General features: G+C 41.0%; 23 protein-coding genes and 1 other annotated feature. All 23 genes read right to left on the bottom strand.

The features are described from left to right. Positions 1 to 91 precede the first annotated feature (91 nt). The 23 genes from BBI08_RS17325 to BBI08_RS11410 all read right to left on the bottom strand — a co-directional run bounded on the left by BBI08_RS17325 (position 92) and on the right by BBI08_RS11410 (position 23,151). Positions 92 to 397, bottom strand: coding sequence for a hypothetical protein (locus BBI08_RS17325; protein WP_237146538.1), 306 nt, complete (start codon positions 395 to 397; stop codon positions 92 to 94). Between the two features lie 81 nt (positions 398 to 478). Next, entirely contained in the window at positions 479 to 832 is a 354-nt protein-coding gene (locus BBI08_RS11305; RefSeq protein ID WP_008497995.1) for a PadR family transcriptional regulator, read from the bottom strand. Between the two features lie 154 nt (positions 833 to 986). Further along, the gene (gene pyrE / locus BBI08_RS11310) at positions 987 to 1,610 is read right to left on the bottom strand and encodes an orotate phosphoribosyltransferase (protein ID WP_008497996.1); all 624 of its coding nucleotides are present in this window, start codon (positions 1,608 to 1,610) and stop codon (positions 987 to 989) included. Continuing rightward, positions 1,607 to 2,296, bottom strand: a complete 690-nt coding sequence (pyrF, locus tag BBI08_RS11315; protein ID WP_008497997.1) for an orotidine-5'-phosphate decarboxylase — start codon at positions 2,294 to 2,296, stop codon at positions 1,607 to 1,609. The genes pyrE and pyrF overlap by 4 nt, the downstream gene beginning before the upstream one ends. After that, entirely contained in the window at positions 2,293 to 3,207 is a 915-nt protein-coding gene (locus BBI08_RS11320; protein ID WP_008497999.1) for a dihydroorotate dehydrogenase, read from the bottom strand. Before BBI08_RS11320 ends, pyrF begins: the two co-directional genes overlap by 4 nt. Continuing rightward, the gene (locus BBI08_RS11325) at positions 3,204 to 3,971 is read right to left on the bottom strand and encodes a dihydroorotate dehydrogenase electron transfer subunit (protein ID WP_065528108.1); all 768 of its coding nucleotides are present in this window, start codon (positions 3,969 to 3,971) and stop codon (positions 3,204 to 3,206) included. The genes BBI08_RS11320 and BBI08_RS11325 overlap by 4 nt, the downstream gene beginning before the upstream one ends. Beyond that, positions 3,968 to 7,156 carry a carbamoyl-phosphate synthase large subunit gene (gene carB, locus BBI08_RS11330; RefSeq protein ID WP_008498000.1) on the bottom strand — a complete coding sequence of 1,063 codons (3,189 nt, stop codon included), beginning with the start codon at positions 7,154 to 7,156 and terminating at the stop codon, positions 3,968 to 3,970. The genes BBI08_RS11325 and carB overlap by 4 nt, the downstream gene beginning before the upstream one ends. Continuing rightward, the gene (locus BBI08_RS11335) at positions 7,149 to 8,246 is read right to left on the bottom strand and encodes a carbamoyl phosphate synthase small subunit (protein WP_040850907.1); all 1,098 of its coding nucleotides are present in this window, start codon (positions 8,244 to 8,246) and stop codon (positions 7,149 to 7,151) included. Before BBI08_RS11335 ends, carB begins: the two co-directional genes overlap by 8 nt. Then, the gene (locus BBI08_RS11340; protein ID WP_008498002.1) at positions 8,243 to 9,520 is read right to left on the bottom strand and encodes a dihydroorotase; all 1,278 of its coding nucleotides are present in this window, start codon (positions 9,518 to 9,520) and stop codon (positions 8,243 to 8,245) included. Before BBI08_RS11340 ends, BBI08_RS11335 begins: the two co-directional genes overlap by 4 nt. 1 nt (position 9,521) lies before the next feature. Further along, positions 9,522 to 10,391 (bottom strand): aspartate carbamoyltransferase catalytic subunit, encoded by an 870-nt coding sequence (locus BBI08_RS11345; protein ID WP_008498003.1) that lies wholly within the window; start codon positions 10,389 to 10,391, stop codon positions 9,522 to 9,524. A 132-nt stretch (positions 10,392 to 10,523) separates the two neighbouring features. Then, on the bottom strand, positions 10,524 to 11,810 hold the full coding sequence (locus tag BBI08_RS11350) for a solute carrier family 23 protein (protein ID WP_008498004.1): 1,287 nt from the start codon (positions 11,808 to 11,810) through the stop codon (positions 10,524 to 10,526). A 27-nt stretch (positions 11,811 to 11,837) separates the two neighbouring features. After that, a complete protein-coding gene (gene pyrR / locus BBI08_RS11355; RefSeq protein WP_269466084.1) occupies positions 11,838 to 12,374 on the bottom strand; it encodes a bifunctional pyr operon transcriptional regulator/uracil phosphoribosyltransferase PyrR in 537 nt (178 codons plus the stop codon). Between the two features lie 193 nt (positions 12,375 to 12,567). After that, positions 12,568 to 13,479: an RluA family pseudouridine synthase gene (locus tag BBI08_RS11360; RefSeq protein WP_065528109.1), complete on the bottom strand. Its 912-nt coding sequence runs from the start codon at positions 13,477 to 13,479 to the stop codon at positions 12,568 to 12,570. Then, positions 13,479 to 13,955: a signal peptidase II gene (gene lspA / locus BBI08_RS11365; protein ID WP_008498006.1), complete on the bottom strand. Its 477-nt coding sequence runs from the start codon at positions 13,953 to 13,955 to the stop codon at positions 13,479 to 13,481. Before lspA ends, BBI08_RS11360 begins: the two co-directional genes overlap by 1 nt. Positions 13,956 to 14,075: 120 nt before the next feature. Next, positions 14,076 to 16,838: an isoleucine--tRNA ligase gene (gene ileS / locus BBI08_RS11370; RefSeq protein ID WP_065528110.1), complete on the bottom strand. Its 2,763-nt coding sequence runs from the start codon at positions 16,836 to 16,838 to the stop codon at positions 14,076 to 14,078. 44 nt (positions 16,839 to 16,882) lie between these two features. Then, positions 16,883 to 17,098: a binding site (T-box leader), on the bottom strand. 37 nt (positions 17,099 to 17,135) lie between these two features. After that, the gene (locus tag BBI08_RS11375; protein ID WP_008430754.1) at positions 17,136 to 17,657 is read right to left on the bottom strand and encodes a DivIVA domain-containing protein; all 522 of its coding nucleotides are present in this window, start codon (positions 17,655 to 17,657) and stop codon (positions 17,136 to 17,138) included. Between the two features lie 94 nt (positions 17,658 to 17,751). Further along, on the bottom strand, positions 17,752 to 18,537 hold the full coding sequence (locus BBI08_RS11380) for a YlmH family RNA-binding protein (RefSeq protein WP_008498007.1): 786 nt from the start codon (positions 18,535 to 18,537) through the stop codon (positions 17,752 to 17,754). 61 nt (positions 18,538 to 18,598) lie between these two features. After that, positions 18,599 to 18,862, bottom strand: a complete 264-nt coding sequence (locus BBI08_RS11385) for a YggT family protein (protein ID WP_008430752.1) — start codon at positions 18,860 to 18,862, stop codon at positions 18,599 to 18,601. Between the two features lie 20 nt (positions 18,863 to 18,882). Beyond that, positions 18,883 to 19,368, bottom strand: a complete 486-nt coding sequence (locus tag BBI08_RS11390; RefSeq protein WP_008498009.1) for a cell division protein SepF — start codon at positions 19,366 to 19,368, stop codon at positions 18,883 to 18,885. After that, complete coding sequence (locus tag BBI08_RS11395) at positions 19,368 to 20,036, bottom strand: YggS family pyridoxal phosphate-dependent enzyme (protein WP_008498010.1); 669 nt, start codon at positions 20,034 to 20,036, stop codon at positions 19,368 to 19,370. The genes BBI08_RS11390 and BBI08_RS11395 overlap by 1 nt, the downstream gene beginning before the upstream one ends. 113 nt (positions 20,037 to 20,149) lie before the next feature. After that, entirely contained in the window at positions 20,150 to 21,343 is a 1,194-nt protein-coding gene (gene ftsZ, locus BBI08_RS11400) for a cell division protein FtsZ (RefSeq protein WP_008498011.1), read from the bottom strand. Between the two features lie 59 nt (positions 21,344 to 21,402). Beyond that, positions 21,403 to 22,686: a cell division protein FtsA gene (ftsA, locus tag BBI08_RS11405; protein ID WP_065528111.1), complete on the bottom strand. Its 1,284-nt coding sequence runs from the start codon at positions 22,684 to 22,686 to the stop codon at positions 21,403 to 21,405. Positions 22,687 to 22,788: 102 nt separating this feature from the next. Then, positions 22,789 to 23,151 (bottom strand): small basic family protein, encoded by a 363-nt coding sequence (locus tag BBI08_RS11410; protein ID WP_008430746.1) that lies wholly within the window; start codon positions 23,149 to 23,151, stop codon positions 22,789 to 22,791. Positions 23,152 to 23,153 lie beyond the last annotated feature (2 nt).

A 23,153-nucleotide genomic window follows, 5' to 3' on the forward strand; every position in this document is an offset into this window, starting at 1 on the left:
TTTATTGAAAGTCGACTGACACCTTTATTAATCCCTAGTAAAACCAGTCCAATTAATAAGGGTACCCACCACTGAATTCGGATGACTGGGCCTATGCCATCAAAGAAAAATCCAACTCCCATGATAAAAGCAAATCCGACCATGCCGAACAATCCCGATAATACATATACTTTCCATTCTTTGATTTCAGGTTTGAAAACAGAAGAACGAATGTAGTAAAAAACAAAATGATATTGCGTTTGTTTTCTGTTGGCATATTGGCGATCAGTTCATCAGCATATGCTTCTAATGAATCAACAAAGAAATCTCGAGCGTCTTTGCCATCTTCTTGCGCTTCGATTAAATGATCTAGTACATCCATTAGTAATTCTTCTGCTACGTGTTCGTCGACTCTCAAATCTGTTCGAATATACAGCAATAAACCCTCATAAATTTTCTCATTTTTGAATTTAGCAACTCTCGTTTGTGATTGTTTTCTTTAATTAGTTATTTTGTTCCCCTCATTTTTATCACTCCTTTTTAGCAATTGACTAACCGGTTGAGCAATTTGCATCCATTCAGAAGAGATTTGTTCAAGTTCCGCATTTCCTTCATCGGTTAAAAAATAATATTTACGATTAGGACCAGTTGCAGAAGGTCTCATTTCTCCACGGATAAAGCCGTTTTTTTGAAGCCTTAACAACACAGGATAAATCGTACCATCGCTAATATCAGGCAATCCTATCTGCTGAAGTTTTTGGGACAATTCGTAGCCGTAAACTGGTTGTTCTTCTATTATGGCCATGACACATGCATCCAAAACCCCTTTCAATAACTGACTTCTAAGAGCCATTACTTTTCCTCCTCAAGGTATTTGGCATTACAAGATAGCTATTTAAAAAAATCTATCTTGTATCACCAACTAGTTAATTTCATTATATTCAATCTTTTTCCAATTATCAACGATTACTATTTTCTATTTAAAAAAACCGACCAAAAGGCCGGCTCTACAAAGTTCCTGCTTTTAATTTTTCGTGCCAATCTGCAAGCATAGGCATATCCGCTTCGTTGATTGCTTTCGTGTTCAATGCTTGTTCGACAAGTGCTGGGAAATTCGTTAGCGTATGGAACGTATAACCTGCTCCTGTGATAGCTTCGATTGACTGAGGCAAATCGTAAGTGAAAATAGCTACGATTCCTAGAACTTCAAACCCTACTGCTTCAAGTGCTTGCGCTGCTTGCAAGACGGATCCACCTTTAGAGATTAAATCTTCAACAACAACCACTTTTTTACCGGTTTCGATTTTACCTTCAATCATATTCGTTTGACCATGTTCTTTTGCTTTCGACCGCACATAAACCATTGGTAATTCCAGCAAATCACTAACCCATGCAGCATGTGGAATACCAGCTGTCGCTGTTCCTGCTACCACTTCACAATCAGGATAATATTCGTTAATTGTCTCTGCTAAACCTTTGGCAATGTCTTTCCGCACTGCCGGGTAGGACATTGTTAATCGATTATCGCAATAAATCGGAGATTTAACACCAGATGCCCAAGTAAACGGATCTTGCGGGCGCAATTCAACTGCACCGATCGATAATAAATGATTTGCTATTTCGTATTTCAAGATTTCCCACTCCATTCTGCTTGGATTTGTGCGTAACTTTCTGCCGGATTTTCAGCTTTGGTAATCGCTCGGCCAACTACGATATGAGTCGATCCTTTTATTCGTGCCTGTGCTGGAGTTGCGACGCGTTTTTGATCATCAGCCGACACCGAAGCCGGACGAATGCCTGGTGTTACACGTAGAAAGTCTTGTCCGCATGCTTCGCCAATAGCCTCTGCCTCAAGCACCGAACAAACAACACCATCTAATCCTGCTTGCATCGCTCGCTTTGCGTAATGTAAGACAGACTCTTCTAAACTGACATAAACCAATTGATCCTCATGCATATCTTCTTCACTTGTCGAAGTTAATTGGGTCACTGCAATCAATTTCGTCTCACTACCTGCCAACCCACGTTTTGCTGCTTGCATCATTTCAAGCCCACCAGCAGCATGGACATTGACTAAATCTACTTTCAATTTGGCCAAGCCTCGCATAGCGGACTCTACTGTATTGGGAATGTCATGCAGTTTTAAATCCAAGAAAATGTCATGACCTTGTGATTTTATAAAACGAACCAATTCAGGTCCTTCTTGAAAATAAAGCTCCATGCCTACTTTAACAAAAAGCGGCTCAGAAAATTGTGCTAAAAATTCTTCTACTTGTTGTTTGGATGCAAAATCTAAAGCGATAATGGGTTTATTCACAGACGGTGGCTCCTTCCGACAAGCTGTTCTACCGAATCAAATCCAAGTTCATGCAATCGTTCAGGAAGTTGTCCAATGATTTCTGGACACACAAATGGATTAACAAAATTTGCTGTTCCGACAGCTACAGCACTTGCTCCGGCTGATAAAAAGTCGATGACGTCATCTACATTTGTTACACCACCCATACCAATGATTGGCAGTTTCGTGTGTTGACTTACTTCATAAACCATACGCAAAGCAACAGGCTTAATAGCAGGTCCAGACAAGCCACCCGTAATATTAGCGATAATCGGTCTCCCTGTTTTCGTATCCATACGCATGCCGAGTAATGTATTGATCATCGTGATGCCGTCAGCACCACCTTCTTCAACAGCTTTTGCGATTGAGACAATGTTCGTCACGTTTGGAGACAGCTTAATATAAACCGGTACAGCAGACACTTCTTTTACAGCACGTGTCAATTCACGCGCTACATCTGGGTCAGTACCGAATGTGATGCCACCTTGTTTAACGTTTGGGCACGAAATATTAATTTCGAGTGCGTGAACGTTTGGAGATTGTGAAATCTTTTTTGCGACTTCTACATAATCTTCAGTTGTTGTACCGGCAACGTTTGCGATAATCGGCACATCGTATTTTTCCAACCACGGCAATTCTTGCTCTGTAACTTTTTCAAGTCCTGGGTTTTGTAAGCCGATTGCGTTTAACATCCCAGATGCAGTTTCTGCCACACGTGGCGTTGGGTTGCCGAGACGTGTTTCGACGGTTGTTGCTTTAATCATAATGGCACCAAGTTGCGATAAATCATACAGTTGCGCATATTCTTTCCCAAAACCAAAGCATCCAGATGCAGGCATGATTGGATTTTTCAAGTTGAGTCCTGGTAGTTTTACTGTCAAATCGCTCATGAAATCACCACTCCTGCTGGAAATACCGGACCATCTGAACACACTTTGATGTAATCCGTTTCACTTTTCGTTGTCCGGCATACACAAGCAAAACATGCACCGATACCGCAGCCCATTCGCTGCTCATAAGATAAGAATCCTTTTTTCTGTGGATAAGCCCATTGAACCGCTTCAAGCATTGGTGTTGGGCCACAGCTATAATACGTATCAAAATCCGTTGGCAATTCATTTAAGATATGCGTGACAAACCCTTGCGTACCATGAGATCCATCTACTGTCGCAATATGCGTTTCGCCAAGTTTACGGAATTTATCTTCATAGAAAACGGCTTGTTTGCTTTCAAATCCTAAAATATGAACTGTTTCAATGCCGCACGCGTTTAATTGTTTCGCCAGTTCATACAAAGGCGGTACACCAATTCCTCCGCCAATTAAATACGCTTTTTTCTCGGCTTCTTCGACAGGAAAACCATGCCCAAGTGGACCTAGCACATCTATTGTGTCACCTGGTTTTTTTTCAGCTAATAGACCAGTACCGCGTCCTTCAGCTCGGTAAATCATCGTAAATTGCGAAGCTTCTAAATCAATGGATGCGACAGATATTGGACGACGCAACAATGGTTCAAAGCTGTCTGCGACTCTTATGTGAACAAATTGCCCGGGCTCTGCCATTTCATTGGCAAGAGCTCCTTGGACAGTTAGTTCAAAAATACAATGGGCTATTTCTTGTTGGTTAATGACTTGCATACGCTCTTGTTTGATCATATATTTGCCCCCATTGCTTCAGCTGAAAATGTCATGGATTCGATGACACGAAGCATAGCTTCTGCTGTATCAAGTGAAGTTAAGCAAGGAATGCCGTTTTCAACCGATTCACGGCGAATGCGGAATCCGTCACGTTGTGGCTGTTTGCCCTTTGTTAAGGTGTTGATGACAATTTGCGTATCGCCATTTTGAATAACATCTAGCAAAGTTTTGCCTTCTGAACCAATTTTACCGATTGGTGCTACTACTATGCCAGCTTCCTCGAATGCTTTGGCAGTTCCCCCTGTAGCCATGATTTGATAACCGATTGCTTTAAAGCGTTTTGCTAACCCAACCGCTTCTTCTTTGTCTTTATCTGCGACGGTTAGTAGCACTGTGCCATGATCTTTTACTTCCATGCCAGCTGCTGCTAAACCTTTATACAAAGCTTTTTCGAGTGTTGTGTCTTTGCCCATTACTTCTCCAGTTGATTTCATTTCTGGTCCAAGCGTAATGTCTACGCGGCGTAACTTCGCGAAAGAGAATACCGGTACTTTGACAAAGACGCCTTTTGAAATCGGCGCAAGACCTGGTGTAAAGCCTTGGTCGACTATGCTTTGACCAAGAATTGCTTTTGTGGCAATGTTCGCCATTGGAATCGATGTGATTTTACTCATAAATGGCACTGTTCGACTTGAACGCGGGTTTACTTCGATAACAAACACTTCGCCTTTTGAGATGACGTACTGGATATTGAGCAAACCGATAATGTTTAATCCTTTTGCTAGTCGCGTCGTATAGTCGACTAAAGTTTCTAGTAACTCATTCGAGATGTTTTGTGTTGGATAAACCGCAATCGAGTCGCCCGAATGAACACCTGCGCGTTCAATATGTTCCATAATTCCAGGGATCAAGACATTTTCACCATCTGATATCGCATCAACTTCTATTTCAATTCCCGTTAAGTAGCGATCGACTAGGACGGGGTGTTCTGGACTCGCTTCTACTGCGTGCTCCATATAATGTTTTAAGTCTTCTTCGTTATAAACGATTTCCATTGCGCGTCCACCTAGTACATAAGACGGACGAACCAATACCGGATAACCAATGTCTGTCGCGATGATAATGGCTTCTTCTGTGTTCACCGCTGTTTTGCCCAGTGGCTGCGGAATACCGATTTCGTGTAGCGCAGCTTCGAACTTATTGCGGTTTTCTGCACGGTCTGTATCTTCTAACGATGTGCCGAGAATCTTCACGCCATTTTGTTCGAGTTTTTCAGCTAAGTTGATTGCTGTTTGCCCACCAAATTGAACGACGACACCTTTTGGCTGCTCAAGATCAACGATGTGCATAACATCTTCAATCGTCAGTGGCTCAAAATACAATTTATCCGAGATCGAAAAGTCTGTTGAAACCGTTTCTGGGTTGTTGTTGACGATAATAGCTTCATAGCCTGCTTCTTTAATAGCCCATACTGAATGCACCGTTGCGTAATCAAATTCGACACCTTGACCGATGCGAATCGGACCTGAACCAAGAACAATGACGGATTCTTTATCCGTTTTCACTGATTCATTTTCATCTTCATACGTTCCGTAGAAATAAGGCGTTTCGGATTCAAACTCAGCCGCACAAGTATCCACCATTTTGTATACTGGCATTAGCTTTTGTTCTTTACGCCAGTTGTAAACTTGCTGCTCTGTTGTGTTCCAAAGTTTGGCGATTGTCCGGTCTGCAAAGCCTAAACGTTTTGCACGTTTTGCTACGTCGTAGTCAAACGCTGCGTTTTTCAAATCCTCTTCGTATTTTACGATGTTTTCGAATTTCTTCAAGAAGAATAAATCGATTTGGCTCCATTCGTTAATGGTTTCGATTGTTACACCGCGGCGAAGTGCTTCGCCGATAAAGAACAAACGCTCATCTCCCGCTCGACAAATACGTTTTTGAATCCATTCATCACTCATGCTATCCGCATTTTTTAGCTCTAAGTGGAATTGCCCTGTTTCTAATGAACGAACAGCTTTCAGGATAGATTCTTCGAATGTACGTCCCATTGCCATTACTTCGCCGGTTGCTTTCATTTGCGTTCCTAAATTACGTTTTGCTGCTTCGAATTTATCAAAAGGCCAGCGTGGAATTTTCGTGACGACATAGTCCAGTGCTGGCTCGAAAGCAGCATATGTGCGCCCTGTTACTGGATTCATCATTTCATCTAACGTTAAACCGACTGCAATTTTCGCCGCTAGTTTCGCAATAGGATAACCTGTCGCTTTAGATGCTAGTGCAGAAGATCGACTAACCCGTGGATTTACCTCAATGATGTAGTAGTTAAAGCTAAATGGATCTAATGCAAGCTGTACGTTACAGCCCCCTTCAATTTTCAAAGCGCGAATAATTTTCAGCGATACATTTCGTAGCATTTGGTATTCACGGTCTGACAAAGTTTGGCTAGGTGCGACCACAATCGAGTCTCCAGTATGAATGCCGACTGGATCGATGTTTTCCATGTTACAAACTACGATTGCAGTATCGTTCTTATCGCGCATTACTTCGTATTCAATTTCTTTAAAACCTGCGATTGATTTTTCTAGTAAACATTGTGTAACGGGGCTGTATTTTAAGCCACTCGCCACAATTTCTTTTAACTGTTCGTAGTTGTGGCAAATTCCGCCGCCTGTTCCACCTAATGTAAAGGCTGGACGAACAATAACTGGGTAACCTACACGGTCTATAAAGTTTTCAGCTTCGGTCATGTTGTGAATAATATCTGAATCCGGAACCGGTTCGCCTAACTCGTTCATTAAGGTTCTAAACAAATCACGGTCTTCTGCTTTATGAATCGCTTCGAGTTTTGTGCCTAAAATTTCGATATTCAATTCGTCTAAAATTCCCGATTCGTCCAGTTCAATCGCCATATTCAACCCTGTTTGGCCACCTAATGTCGGTAGAAGTGCATCCGGACGCTCTTTGCGCAAAATTCGGCTAACAAATTCAAGTGTGATCGGTTCGATATACACTTTATCAGCGATTTCCGTATCCGTCATGATGGTTGCAGGGTTTGAGTTGATCAAGATTACGCGGTAACCTTCTTCTTTTAATGCAAGACATGCTTGTGTTCCTGCATAGTCAAACTCGGCTGCTTGTCCGATTACGATTGGTCCTGATCCGATTACGAGTATACTTTGAATATCTTGTCTTTTAGGCATGTTGTTGCTCCTTTCGAGTTGCGTTCATTACATCAATAAAGCGATCAAATAAGTAGTTTGAGTCTTCTGGTCCCGGAGATGATTCTGGATGGTATTGAACCGTGAAGGCTGGATAATCCAAATGAGTCAACCCTTCGTTTGTCCCGTCGTTTAATGCGCTATGCGTAACTTTTAAACGCGTCCCTTGTAACGTATCTTCATCTACTGCGTAGCCATGATTTTGTGAAGTGATTTCGATTTTGCCTGTTACTAAATCGCGTACTGGATGATTTCCTCCGCGATGACCGAATTTCAATTTGAAGGTGTCAGCTCCGCAAGCTCTTGCGAACAATTGGTGGCCGAGGCAGATACCGAAAATTGGAACTTGTCCAAGTAATTCACGTACTACTTCTACGCACTCTTCTACATCTTTCGGATCTCCTGGTCCGTTTGATAGCATGACACCATCTGGTCCCCAAGCTAATATTTCTGTTGCTGAAGTGTTATAAGGTACAACGATTACATCACAGTCTCGATTATTAAGTTCGCGCAAAATGCCGTGTTTCATGCCATAGTCGATTAATATGACACGTTTTCCACGCCCTGGACTTGGGTAAGGTCGACCTGTTGAAACTTGTGCCACTTGGTCGCTTGGTAATACGGTATCTTGTAGCGTCTTGACAACTTCGTCTATTAGTACTTCTTCCCCCGCTGCGGTTAACACACCTTTAATGGCCCCTTTCGAGCGTATTAAGCGCGTTAATTTACGTGTATCAATACCTGAAATTCCTGGAATATTTTTAGTTTTAAACAATTCATCTACTGTTGATTTATTTCTAAAGTTTGATGGAAACTCCGCAATTTCACGAACGACCATGCCTTTTACTGCGGGTTCGATTGATTCAAAATCATCGCTATTGATGCCGTAGTTACCGATTAAAGGGTACGTCATGGTAACAATCTGTCCGCAATAAGAAGGATCTGATAAAATTTCTTGATAACCGGTCATGCTGGTATTAAATACGATTTCCCCGACTGAGGCATCATCGCCACCGAATGCTGTTCCTTCAAATACCGTACCGTCTTCTAAGATTAAATAACGTTTCATCAATTTGTCTCCTCCTGCCATACAATTTCGCCACCAAAGATGGTTGTTACTGGCCACCCTGTACAATTCCAACCATTAAATGGTGTGTTTTTACCTTTTGATAAAAATTCTTCTACTTGAATTGGCTGTTCTTTTTCAAGATCCAATAATACAAGATCCGCTGTTTGTCCAATTTCTAAAGTGCCATATGGCAAGTTGAATGTTTGGCTTGGTTTGATGGTTAACCAGTCGATTAATTGTTGTAACGTCCATGTGCCGGTTTTGACAAACTTGCTATAAAGCAGTGGAAACGAAGTTTCAAATCCGACAATCCCGAACATCGAGCCATTCATGCCATTTGTTTTTTCTGCTTCTGTGTGTGGTGCATGGTCTGTCGCGATAAAGTCTAGGGTACCGTCAAGCAATCCTTCGTGTAACGCTTCCCAATCTTCTTTCGCACGAAGCGGTGGGTTCATTTTGTAGTTGGCATCGTCTGACGGGATATCATCTTCCGTCAACAACAAGTGGTGAGGTGTAACTTCAGCTGTTACGCGAACTCCTGCACGTTTTGCGTCTCGAATGACGCGAACCGATTCTTTCGTGCTGACGTGGCATACGTGGTAATGTGCGCCTGCTGCTTCAGCAAGTAAAATGTCACGTGCGATATGCACAGATTCTGCGATCCCTGGGATGCCTTTTAATCCTAGTTCTTTGCTGCGCTTGCCTTCGTGCATCACTCCATCGTAAATCAAGCTGTTGTCTTCACAATGCGCGACAACTGCCATATCAATTTTCGCTGCGTCTTGCATTGTTTCGTACATCATGCCCGCTTCTTGAATGCCTACACCGTCATCAGTGAAAGCAAATGCGCCATTTTCTTTTAGTTCTTGCAAATTCGTGCGTTCTTTCCCTGCTTCTCTTATCGTGATCGAAGCATACGGCAAAACTCGGATAAGCGCATTTTTTTCGATCAATTCGTTAACCAGCTGCAGATTTTCTTTCGTATCAGGTACTGGGCGTGTATTCGGCATTGCACATATTGTTGTGTAACCGCCTTTTGCCGCAGATTTTGTCCCGCTTTCGATCGTTTCTTTCTGTTCGCCACCTGGTTCACGCAAATGAACATGGACATCAACAAATCCTGGTGCAATCATCCGGCCTTTGCCGTCAATTTGGGTTTCGTTATTCGCTACTAACTCTTTACTGATTTCTTCAATTTTTCCTTCTTTAATGCGGATGTTGGTAGGTGTTAGTTCTCCATTTTGCAGCATGTTTACGTTTTTAATGAATAAATTCAAGTCAATCTCTCCCTTTCAATGCGTATTCAAGTACTGCCATCCGGATATAGACGCCGTTAGCCATTTGTTTAAAAATTCTTGACCGTTCACACTCAACGAGACAATCTGCTATTTCCACACCACGGTTGATTGGAGCTGGGTGCATAATAATTGCTCCGTCTTTCATTTTCTTTTCTCGTGCTACAGTCAATCCGTATTGCTCATGGTAGTTTTCTTTTGAAAAAAGCGCAGAGACAGCATGGCGCTCATGCTGGACGCGGAGCATCATGACCACATCCGTTGTTTCAATAAACTCATCTAGATGCTCTGAAGATTCATAGTCTCCGCTCCATTCTTCCGGGCAGATAAAGCTTACTATAGCTCCTAATTTTTTGAGTGCCGATGCGTTTGATTTTGCCACACGGCTATGAGCGATGTCTCCGACGATGGTGACGTGAATGCCTTCGATCCGTCCGAACTCTTGATAAATGGTCATTAAGTCTAAAAGAGATTGTGTTGGATGTTGACCCGAGCCATCTCCACCATTGATGACAGCAACCTTGCAACCTTCTAATTGTTGGTAATATTCTTCTTCTTCATGACGTATAATCACTGCACCTACGCCAATTGCTTCCATCGTTTTTACTGTATCGTAAAGTGTTTCACCTTTTAAAATGCTAGAAAAAGCTGTTTCAAAAGGTAGCACAGCGAGTCCCATATGATGCTCTGCCATTTCAAAACTCATTTTTGTTCTTGTGCTTGGTTCGAAAAACAAGTTGACGACCGTGCCATCAATTGGCGCTCTCTCACCTTGCTGAAATTCTCCAGCACGCTTAAGCAAACTCATAATCGTGTCATTTTCTAAGTTGTTCATAGATAGTAAGTTTGGCAAAATTGACTCATCCTCTCATTCGTCAGACAAAAAAACACCTTCCCAGAGGCAGGAAGGTGTGAGGAAAAAAGGGTAATGTTTACCCATTCTTCGACCCTTTCCATGCCTCTCTGGACATTCATTAAAAGGTAATTATTTAGTTCCGTCGTCTACTTCTTTTTTGTTCATTCCGGGAAGCACTAAGTTCAAGATGACACCGACAATCGCAGCAAGTGCCATTCCCTCGATCGAGAAGGATTCGCTAAATTCAAGCTTCGCTCCACCAATCCCGATCACCAAGATAACTGATGAGATGACCAAGTTGCGGTTGTTGCCAAAGTCGATGTTGTTGTCCACTAACATCCGTAACCCAGAAGAAGCGATTATTCCGAACAGCAGGATAGAAATTCCGCCAAGAACAGCTGTTGGGATTGTTTCAATAACTGCCATCAATTTACCAAAGAAAGAAAAAGCGATGGCGAACACTGCAGCACCCAGGATGACATACACGGAGAACACTTTTGTTATGGCGAGTACTCCGATATTTTCACCGTAAGTGGTCTTTGGTGGACCGCCGACTAGCGAAGAAATGAAAGTTCCAATGCCGTCTCCTAAAATCGAGCGGTGTAAACCAGGGTCTTTTATGTAATTTCTATCAACAATTTTTCCTAACACAAGCTGGTGTCCGATGTGTTCAGAAATTGTGACGATAGCGATTGGTACCATGACAAACAATAAGGTTGGCGTAACTTGAAACGAATAATCCACTCCAGGAATCAGAAATTCTGGAACTGCGAACCAACTTGCTTCGCCAATTGCCGTAAAGTCGATAATTCCGATAGCTGCCGAGTAGCCATAGCCTACAATAATTCCGATCAAAATTGGCATTAATGAAATGATGTTTTTAAAATAAATGTTACAGATGATTGCAGTTAGTAACGTCACAATCGCAGCTGAGAAATGCAGTAGGCTGTACTCCGACCCGCCTTCAGCTGGAATAGTCATTGCCATATTTACCGCCGTTCCTGATAATGCAAGTCCGATAACGATGATAACAGGCCCTACCACAATCGGTGGTAGTAGTTTCATTAGCCAATGATAACCGGTTTTCCAAATGATCAATGCGACAATGGCGTAAACCAGTGATACAAACATGGCACCGATCATCGCTGAGCCAATCCCACCTGTTTCTGTCGCAATCGTAATTGGCACGATAAAGGCGAATGAAGAGCCTAAGTAAGCTGGTACTTTAAATTGTGTAATGAGGATAAAGATGATTGTTGCAATTCCACTTGTTAACAATGCGATGGCTGGGCTTAACCCGACCAGTTGTGGTACTAATATCGTTGCACCAAACATAGCAAACATATGCTGTAAGCTTAGCGAGATCCACTGACCTGCTTTTGGTTTGTCTTGTACGTCTAAAATTGCTTCACTCAATTTCCATTCTCTCCTGTCTCTATCTCTCTACTCGTGAATGGCTACTCGATCCACTTGATCGCTTTCAACCATTTGGACGATAATGCGTTCATCGCTTGAAGTCGGAATATTTTTTCCAACAAAGTCAGCTCGGATGGGCAATTCGCGATGACCTCTGTCGATCAACACAGCCAGTTGAATTTGTGCTGGCCGTCCAAGGTCCATCACGGCATCCATTGCAGCACGTACCGTTCTTCCTGTGTAAAGCACATCGTCTACAAGAATCACTTTTTTATCGAGTATGCTGTGCTCAATATCAACTTGCTGAACTAATGGTTCTTGATTTTTTGTTTTGACGCTCAAGTCATCTCTGTAAAGCGTGATATCGAGTTCACCTTTTAAAATAGGACGTCCTTCGATTTTTTCAATTTTTTCTGCTAAGCGCTTTGCGATAAAAGCACCGCGTGTTTTAATGCCGACTAGTATGCAATCATCTATGCCTTTATTGCGTTCGATAATTTCGTGTGCAATGCGAGTAATCGCTCGGCTTATCGCCTGTTCATCCAAAATATCTGCTTTTTCCACCATGAGACCCGCTCCTTTTCTGCAAATAAAAAACCTCTTGCCATAGAGGCAAGAGGTTAGATGCGCAGAAAAACTCAGCACGGAAGACAAACTTCCGGCTTGCGTAAATACCTTCTCAGCCTCTCTGGACTGTAGTTAAAGGTGTTATTATTCGATTTGTTTTTTTAAGTATAAAGAAAGAGAAACGGGTTTGTCAATCCTTATCGCGAAGAGATTCTAGAAGTTCTGCAAATTCAGCTGGTGGCTCTGCAGAAAACTCCATGTATTCGTTCGTTCTCGGATGAATAAAACCAATCACTTCAGCGTGAAGTGCTTGACCGCCAACATCCATTGTTTTTTTCGGTCCATATTTCGGATCCCCTACAAGCGGAAAACCAATGTATTTCATGTGAACACGGATTTGATGCGTTCTTCCTGTTTCTAAACGGCATTCAACAAGCGTAAAGTTTCCGAAACGTTCAAGTACACGGAAATGTGTTACGGCATGCTTTCCTTTATCAACAATCGCCATATTTTGACGTTCTTTCGGATCACGTGCAATCGGTGCTTGGATTGTTCCTTTATCATGAGGAATATGGCCATGAACCAAAGCAACGTATTTACGCGTTACTGTCTTTTTCACTAATTGATCAACAAGTGATGTATGAGCAGCATCATTTTTCGCTACCATCAACAAGCCCGAAGTATCTTTATCAATGCGATGAACAATTCCTGGACGGACGATACCATTAATGCCTGAAAGGTCTGTGCAATGATGCATTAACCCATTCACTAATGTTCCTTTAGCGTGTCCTGGAGCTGGATGAACTACCATGCCTTTAGGTTTGTTAACCACTAAAACATCTTCATCTTCATAAATAATCTCCAAATTCAAATCTTCAGGCACTACATCTAATTCTTCCAACTCAGGTGGAGTAACAATAATAATATCTTGCAGCCGTACTTTGTAATTCGGTTTTACGGTTTCACCGTTTACTTTTACTGCGCCTTCTTTGACCCAATTGCTGATCTGTGAACGTGACCAGTCTCCATCTATTGATGACACAGCTTTATCTACTCGTTCGCCGGCCATTTCTTTTGTGATTTCAATCGTTAAATCTTCCATTAAGACACCTTTTTCTTTTGTTGTTTTTCGTCATAAATAATATAAATAACCATCAACACGACACCAATCGTCAACGCGGCATCTGCAACATTAAATATCGGGAAATCATACCCAATCACAGGAATTAGTACGTCAACAAAATCAACGACTTCCCCGCGATACATCCGATCGATAAAATTACCAACTGCGCCTCCTAAGAGAACCATCAAGCTTAACTGAAATAAAGGTTGCCCTTTTGCATGTTTATGAAAATAGTAAAGTATTCCGATGATAACCGCCACAGTAATAATGGCAAACAGCCACATCTGTCCTTCTAACATACCCCAAGCAGCGCCACTATTACGATGCGACAACCAACCAAGGTAAGGGTCAATGACCGAAATTCGTTCACCCAATTCCATATTTTTCAATACTAGCCATTTTGTCCATTGATCTAATACGATTATGAATAATGCAAGTCCATAATAAATAAACATCTGTATCCTCCGTCAATTCAGCAGTCAATCTATTTTAACACACTGACAGCAATAAAAGTAAAGGGCCTGAAGCAACCGAAGTTCGGCTCTCCAAACCCTTTTTAAATTTGTTGTTATTGATTAAGCAAACTGTGTTTCTACAACACTTGCACAACGAGGGCATAATGTTGGATGCTCATCGCTTTGACCAATTTCTTCAGAAATTGTCCAGCAACGTTCACATTTTTCACCAGTTGCTTTTTCAACTGTTACTGAAACTTCATTTAGTTTTACAGCATGTTCTGGTGCTTGATCTTGTGTTCCACCATATTCGTATTTCGATACGATGAACAATTGAGCAAGATTTTCGTCAGTAGAAGCTAATAATGTAGCAAGTTCTTCGTCACCAAAGACCGTTACTTTCGCTTCTAGCGACTTACCGATTGTTTTAGCTGCACGTGCTTCTTCTAATGCTTTTAACACATCATCGCGAACATCCATAAATCGGCTCCACTTATCATTTAATCCTTCAAACGCTGGGTTTGAAACAACTTCCGGGAAATCTGTCAATTGGACACTATCTTCTTCAACAAAGCTCAAGTAAGACCATAATTCATCCGCTGTATGAGGGATGATTGGTGCTGCTAGTTTCAAGATCGCCATTAACGAATCAAACATAACGGTTTGCATCGCACGACGATGTGGGTGATCTGCATTTTCAATATAAACAACATCTTTTGCTACATCCAAGTAGAACGAGCTTAAATCGTTAGCGCAATAATTGTTTAATGCATGATAGATTGTCGAAAACTCATACGTTTCATAGCCTTTACGCACAGTTTCTATCATCTTCTGTAATTTCATTGCCATGTATTGATCCATTTCACGCATATCTTCAAATGCGACACGGTGCTCTTTTTCGTTGAAATCAGCTAAGTTCCCGTGAAGGAATTTCAGCGTGTTGCGGATTTTTCGGTAAACTTCTGATACTTGTTTAAAGTTTTCATCAGAAACACGAACATCAGCTGTATAGTCTACAGATGCAACCCATAGACGAAGAATATCTGCGCCCATTTGGTTCATAACTTTTGAAGGAACAATAACGTTACCAAGCGATTTACTCATTTTACGCCCATTGCCATCAAGTGTAAAACCGTGGCTCAAAATGCCTTTATAAGGTGCGTGGCCATTGATTGCAACACTTGTCGTTAGCGACGAGTTGAACCAACCACGGTATTGGTCAGATCCTTCTAAGTAAAGATCTGCTGGGTATTGAAGATCTTCCCGTTCAACAAGAACACCTTGGTGAGATGATCCTGAGTCAAACCAAACATCCATAATATCCATTTCTTTTGTAAATTCACCGTTCGGGCTACTTGGGTGAGTAAATCCTGGCGGTAATAATTCTGCTGTTGAACGTTCAAACCAAACGTTTGAACCGTTTTCTCGGAACAATTTTGCAATGTGCGCAATTGTTTCTTCCGTGATAACCGGGTCACCATTTTCAGCATAAAACACTGGAATTGGAACGCCCCACACACGCTGACGTGAAATATTCCAATCTCCACGATCACGTAGCATATTAAATAAACGTGTTTCGCCCCAAGCTGGAGTAAACGAAGTTTCTTTAATCGCTTTTAAGATTTGATCACGGAATGCGTCAATCGATACAAACCATTGAGCTGTTGCACGGTAAATTACCGGTTTTTTTGTCCGCCAGTCATGTGGATATGAGTGCGTGATAAATGTTAGCTTTTCAAGTGCACCTACTTTATCTAATGCTTCTGTTATCGATTTATTGGCTTTGTCATAAAACTCGCCTTCAAATCCAGGTGCTTCAGCTGTCATAACTCCGCGCTCATCTACTGGGCATAAAACGTCCAGTCCGTATTTTTTACCGATTAAGAAGTCATCTTCACCATGGCCAGGTGCTGTGTGAACACAACCCGTACCTGAATCCGTTGTGACGTGTTCGCCAAGCATCACTAATGAAGTACGATCATAAAGAGGATGCTTTGTAAGAATATGTTCTAGTTCTTCACCTTTTATAAGACGAACAACTTCTGCATCTGTCCAGCCTAATTCTTCAGATACTTCTTTTAATAGCTCTTGTGCAACGATGTAAAGAGAACCATTGGCAGAGACTTCTGCATAATCCAATTTAGCGTGCACGGAAATTCCTAGGTTCGCTGGAATTGTCCAAGGTGTAGTAGTCCAGATAACAAAATTTGTTCCTTCTGCTAAAACGCCTTTGCCATCCGTTACAGGGAAAGAAACGTAAATAGAAGGAGATTTTTTGTCGTGATACTCAATTTCAGCTTCAGCAAGTGATGATTCACTTGATGGCGACCAATAAACAGGTTTCAACCCTTTATAGATATAACCTTTGTTGGCCATTTTCCCAAACACTTCAATTTGACGTGCTTCGTATGCCGGTTTTAATGTCACATAAGGATTTTCCCAATCGCCACGAACACCAATACGCTTGAATTGAGAGCGTTGATTATCGATTTGTTGGAAAGCATATTCTTCACAAAGCTTGCGGAATTCCGCTAAAGACATTTCTTTGCGGTTTACGCCTTTGTTTGTTAAAGCTTGTTCAATCGGCAAACCGTGCGTGTCCCAACCTGGAACGTATGGTGCATGGAAGCCCATCATCGAACGCGAACGAACAATCATATCTTTTAGTACTTTGTTAAGTGCATGGCCCATATGCAAATCCCCATTCGCGTATGGAGGTCCATCATGAAGAACGAAAAACGGACGACCCGCAGTACGATCTTGCACTTGTTTATAAATGTTCATGTCTTCCCATTTTTGTTGCATTTCTGGTTCGCGATTCGGCAAATTGCCACGCATTGGAAAATCGGTTTTCGGCATTAATAACGTATCTTTGTATTCCATTTCTATTCCTCCTGTAGACATAATAAAAAGCCCCCCATCCCTGGTAAAGGGACGAGAAGCTTAAACTCGCGGTACCACCCTTGTTGCAGCTAGATAGCTGCCACTCGATCGCCGTAACGTGGCGTAGACGAAATTGGATACTAGTTATTCACCAATTCTGCTCAAGAGTGATTTTCATCTATATGTCCGCATCAGGCTTTCACTGTCCCTGATTCGCTTTAGCATTCTATATAAACTACTGTCTCTATCAGCGCTTTTTTTTGTATGTCGTAATTATAGATTCAGAAAGTCTCAGAGTCAAGAGTTCGTCTCTTCTTTGTCCTTCTCAATCTTCTCTAAATTTTGTGTGTCGATATCGTATTCTAATAATGTTTCCCAATCATCTGTTTCGATCAAGTCTAATTGAGCTTCAACAAGCATTTTGAAACGATTTTTGAAAATACGAGATTGTTTTTTCAGTTCTTCAATTTCTGTTGCAATGCGACGTGCTTTCGTCAATGATTCATTGACAATGCGATCCGCATTTTTTTCTGCTTCTTTAATAATCAATTCTGCTTCTTTTTGTGAGTTACGACGAACTTCTTCTGAAGCTTCTTGAGCTACAAAAATCGATTTTTGTAATGTCGACTCAATTGTATTGAAATGACCAACTCGTTCGTCGGTTGTACGTAACCGTTCTTCAAGAGCTGCCTTGTCTTTTAGCAAAATTTCATAATCTCTCATTATCTGTTCCAGGAATTCATTTACTTCATCTTCCTGATATCCACGGAATGCACGGCTGAATTCTTTGTTATGTATATCTAACGGGGATAATGGCATTGAGTAAACCTCTCCTTAACTTGTAATCTTATCTTTCTATTATACCGTTCATAACTTTAAATTTCAGTATTATTTCGTAATTTTTCCAAGACGGCTAGCTTTTTGTTTCTAAACGACCAATTTGCAAGCGAACTTTGTCTTTTTTCGTACGCCCTTCGATCATAATCAAACGAACTCTACCAAATCCTCTTGAAGAAATCATGTCCGATTCATGCAACTCAAATGAAGGTTGTTCTTGCAAAGTCCAATTAACTTTCACTTTTCCACCGTGAATAAGAGCTGCAGCTTTTTGTCGAGAAATATTATAGACAGAACTCATTACTGTATCTAATCTCATCGAACTAACAGTATAGGATTCTTCCGTCCATTCTTCACTTGTTTCAATCATTTCTGTTAGGTCTGTAACTTCATTCAATTGAACTTTCACTTTTGCAGCACTCACAAAATTACTTTGCAAATAAGAGCTAATTTCATTCATAACAGCAAGCTGAACGCGTTCGTTATCAATACGAATATCACCAAATTTACTTCGGTCAAGCCCAAGCGACATTATTGATCCCAATATATCAGGGTGACGCAAATTAACAAATTTCGACGGGTATTTTAATTCAAAAACTGTAATATTAAAATCTTCTTGTTGTGGCTCAAAATAAGAAGGATATAGCAATACACGTTGTCGTTCTGCATCTTTAAAAATCCCTGAAGTCATCATATTTACATCGGTCGACCCCATCACTGATTCCACGATAAATCGCTGCCGTGGATCAAGAAAGTCCGTTAACTTTGGTGAATAGCGGTCTTCAACTTCACGTAGCCAACCCGAAACTTGCTCGATAAATTGTTGCTCTTCTTTTCTGAAATGCTGAAATATCTCTTCCATATCAATGCTCCTTCAGAACAGTTTTTCAAGAAAAAAACCTCACATCACGTGAGGTTTTAAGTTAAACAAAGAAATTATATAATACGATAATCCCTTGGCTTGCTAAATTCAAAGTGAAAATTGCAACAATCGGTGAGATATCAATCATGCCGATTGGTGGGATAAAGCGTCTGAAAATATCCAAATAAGGATCTGTGATTTTAGAAATCATTTGGCCAAAACTAGATTCTTTAATGCTCGGTACCCAACTCATGAATACACTAACAATCAGAATATAGAAATAGATGTTAATTGCTGAAAGTATCAAATTTAATATAACTGACATACTTTTTTATGGCACCCCTCTTATTGTTGCTCGTCGTAATAATAATCTGAAATGGCGCCATCCACTTCTACAGTGTCTGGTACGCATAAGAAAATATCCGTTCCAATGCGTTGAATGTCTCCACCAAGAGCATAAACAGTTCCACTTAAAAAGTCGATAATCCGTAGACCTTGATCTTTTTCAATGCGTTGAAGGTTCACAACTACTGCTTGCTTGTTTTTTAGGCTTTCTGCGATATCTTGTGCTTCGGCATAAACTCTTGGTTCTGCCAAGCTAACTTTTGAAGCTTTTGAAGCTCCTTGCATACTGACTAAATTAGACACATTGGTCTCCTCCACTTTCTGGCGCCGTTCTTTCGGTGCTTTTTTCGGCTCTTGCATGACAGCAGGTTTTTCGTATCGCGGAGCAGGTTTTTGTTGTTTTACGGTTTGCTCACGCACTTGTTGTTCTTCTTCTTCATATTCATCTAAATAAAAGAAATTTTTAAATTTGTCTTTCACGCCCATCATTTTTCCTCACTTTCTGCCCCAACCAATGCTGTGCCAATTCGGACAAAACTAGCTCCTTCTTGAGCAGCAATTAAGTAGTCGTTAGACATGCCCATCGAACATTCTGTGCATGGTGCATGTGCCCAATTTTTCTCAGACACTTGAAGTTGGAGTGATTTTAACCCTTTAAATGCTTCACGGATTACACTTTCATCGGACGTATTTGGTGCCATTGTCATCAATCCGACCACTTTTATTTTGTCATAAGCTTTGAGTGATTCGATAAAGTTTATTGTATCTTCAGGTCCTATACCACTTTTTGACTCTTCTCCCGACACATTTACTTGAACAAAACAGTTTACAGGTCGAGTTGCACGCTTTTGAATTTCTTTGGCCAAACTTAATCGATCTAATGAATGTAAATAATCGATTTCATTAATAACATCTTTTACTTTTCTCGTTTGTAGATTGCCTATATAGTGCCAAGACACATTTTCGTCAATTGCTTCAAGTTTTCGGGATAATCCTTCTGGACGGTTTTCACCTAGATGCTGAACTCCTGCTTGAATCGCTTCTTTCGTGCGTTCTATGCCAACTTGTTTTGTTACAGCAATAATCTTTATCGTGTCATTTACAGCAGATAATTGTTCAGAAATCTCTTCAAATATAGGTTTAATCGGTTTCATTTAGTCACAACTTTTCTTATAGAAGTCCAATATATTGTACCAAGTTTTAATTGATTTATCAATTAAGCTCTTTCTCTATAAAAAAACAGCTGCCCAACCGGCAGCTGTTTGGATTAACGTCTCTTTTGACGATTGCGTAAGAAAGTCGGAATATCTAGTGCATCGTCGCTATGTTTTTCTTGTCTTTGTGGTTCTTGGTTATAATAAGGTGGCTGCTCTTCACGACGTTGCTCGTCGCGACGTTGATCTTCACGGCGCGCATCACGAATCGATGGCGCTGGAGCCTGTTGTTGAATCGACTGGACACGGTTTGAATTCAATCCAGATCCTCTTGGCGTTCTTGGTTGAAGTTGTTCTTCATTAAAGCCAGTCGCGATAACTGTCACGATAATTTCATCTTTCAAGTTATCGTTAATAACAGAACCGAAAATCATGTTAACTTCTTCATCAGAAGCCGATGCTACAATATCAGCTGCTTCTTGAACTTCATAAAGGCTAAGGTTAGATCCGCCTGTAATGTTCATTAAGACACCTTTTGCACCGTCAACTGAAACTTCAAGCAATGGACTTGAAACAGCTTTTTTAGCCGCTTCAGACGCGCGATTTTCTCCTGAAGATACACCGATACCCATTAATGCAGAACCTTTGTTAGACATAATAGTTTTAACGTCGGCGAAATCCAAGTTGATCAATCCAGGAACAGCGATCAAGTCAGAGATCCCTGATACACCTTGACGTAAAACATTATCCGCTTCGCGGAATGCTTCAAGCATTGGTGTATTTTTGTCGACAATTTCAAGTAAACGATCGTTTGGAATAACAATCAACGTGTCAACTGATTCTTTCATCGTTGCAATACCACCGATTGCTTGTGTTGAACGTTTACGGCCTTCGAAAGTAAATGGACGCGTAACAACACCAACAGTCAATGCGCCAAGTTCTTTAGCGATTCCAGCAATAACAGGTGCTGCACCCGTACCTGTTCCGCCACCCATTCCTGCAGTTACGAATACCATGTCTGCTCCGCGTAAAGCTTCTTCGATTTGTTCTTTGCTTTCTTCTGCTGCTTTTTTACCAACATCAGGGTTCGCTCCGGCACCAAGACCGCGTGTTAATTTACCACCAATTTGAAGGCGCACTTCTGCTTTAGATAAGTTTAAAGCTTGTGCATCTGTGTTTACTGCTATAAATTCTACACCTTGTACTCCATGTTCGATCATACGGTTTACGGCATTGTTACCACCGCCACCTACCCCAATAACTTTAATTACGGCCAGTGCATCAATATTTGTATCAAATTCCAACATTCTTTTTCCTCCTAAGATTGCTTAGCTTTTATAGTTGCAAGCTAGATGCAACATTGATTTTATTCAAAGAATCGATCAAACATCTTTTTGGCTTTCGTTACGACACCTTCAGAGTTTTGTTTTGGCTGCTTTTGCTTTTTAGGTTGTTGCACTTCTTGCTGTTCAGCTTTCGCAGCTCCGGCAACAGCTCCACCATTTCCAATACGACCATAAAAGACATCTTCCATGTATGCATATTGAATTAAGCCAACTGCTGTCGTGTACTGTGGTTCTCGAACGCCAATAAATTCTGGTGTGAATAAACGAACTCGAGTTTGCAGGATATTACGTGCAAGTTCTGGCAGTCCATCCAATTTAGCCATGCCGCCTGTTAAAACGACTCCTCCTGGCAAGTCTTGAACGCCCAAGCGGTAAAACTCATCTAAAATCAGTTCGAAAAGTTCTTCCAGGCGAACTCCGATTATTTCAGATATGTATTTTTGATTATACTGTTCTGTTGAATCAGATCCAATAACTGGGACTTCAAAAACTTCATCTTCTGAAGCATCTTCGAAAAACGCATGACCATATTCAAGTTTAATTTTTTCAGCTTGATCTGTCGGTGTCTTTAAAATGATGGACAAATCTTTTGTAACGTGGTCTCCTCCAACCGGAATTACGGAAGAAGCAGTCAAGTGGCCTTCTTGAAAGATGGAAATAGAAGTAGATCCTCCACCGATATCGATACACGCTGTGCCATGATTTTTCTCATCTTCAGTTAATGCATAACTTCCTGCTGCAAGCGGCTGGACATAAATATCACGAATTTCAAGTCCTGCTCTTTCTACACAGCGAAGTACATTGTGTAAAATAGTTTTTGAAGTTGTCACCATTGTACCATCCATTTCAAGGCGGATACCAATCATGCCCCGTGGATCTTTAATTTCACCTAGATGATCCACAATGTATTGTTCAGGAATGATGTTGACTAACTCCCGTTCTGGGGGAATCGACATAACTTGTGCCGCTTCTAATACACGATCCAAGTCTTCATCGGTAATTTCACGATTTTCACTGTTTACTGCAACAATCCCTTTAACAGGTTGTAATACTGCCTTATTTGCTGGAATTCCTAATACCACTTCGTGAATCGATTTGCCGATCATGCGCTCTGCCTGATCGACAGCTTTTTTAATGGACTGCACCGTTGCATCTATGTCAACAATCGCACCTTTTTTAATCCCATTAGATTTTACATTTCCGACACCGATTACGTTCAATGACTTGTTAGCCATTTCTCCGATTAAAACTTTAACGGATGACGAACCGATATCTAAACTTACATATAATTCTGATTGACTCAATTCGTGGCACCTCCTTATTAAACTGCTGTACTTATATTCTATTGCATATCGTGCACCTTGTCTAAGAAAATCGCAAAACTTAAATAAATTTCCTTGAATTATTCAAATTGTTTCTCTAACTTCTTTTTTTTCAGCCCATTTTGCTAAAATAATGCGTCGAATGACTGCAATATTTTGAAATAGCCGAACACCAAATGCGAAAATTGCAGCTAAATACAAATCGACTCCTAAGTGAACACCGAGAAAAGCAAGACCAGCAGCTAATGCAATGTTGAAAAAGAACCCAGAAACAAACACTTTATCATCATACACTTGCTGTAAATGAGCACGTATTCCGCCAAATAGTGTATCAAGAGACGCTAATACGGCTATGGATAAATAATTGGCATATTCTGGAGGTATTTGCATATCCGTCAGAAGACCAAGAGAAATACCGAGTAATAAACCTAAAATGGATAGCCACATCG

It is taken from the genome of Planococcus halocryophilus (assembly GCF_001687585.2).
GTDB lineage: Bacteria > Bacillota > Bacilli > Bacillales_A > Planococcaceae > Planococcus > Planococcus halocryophilus.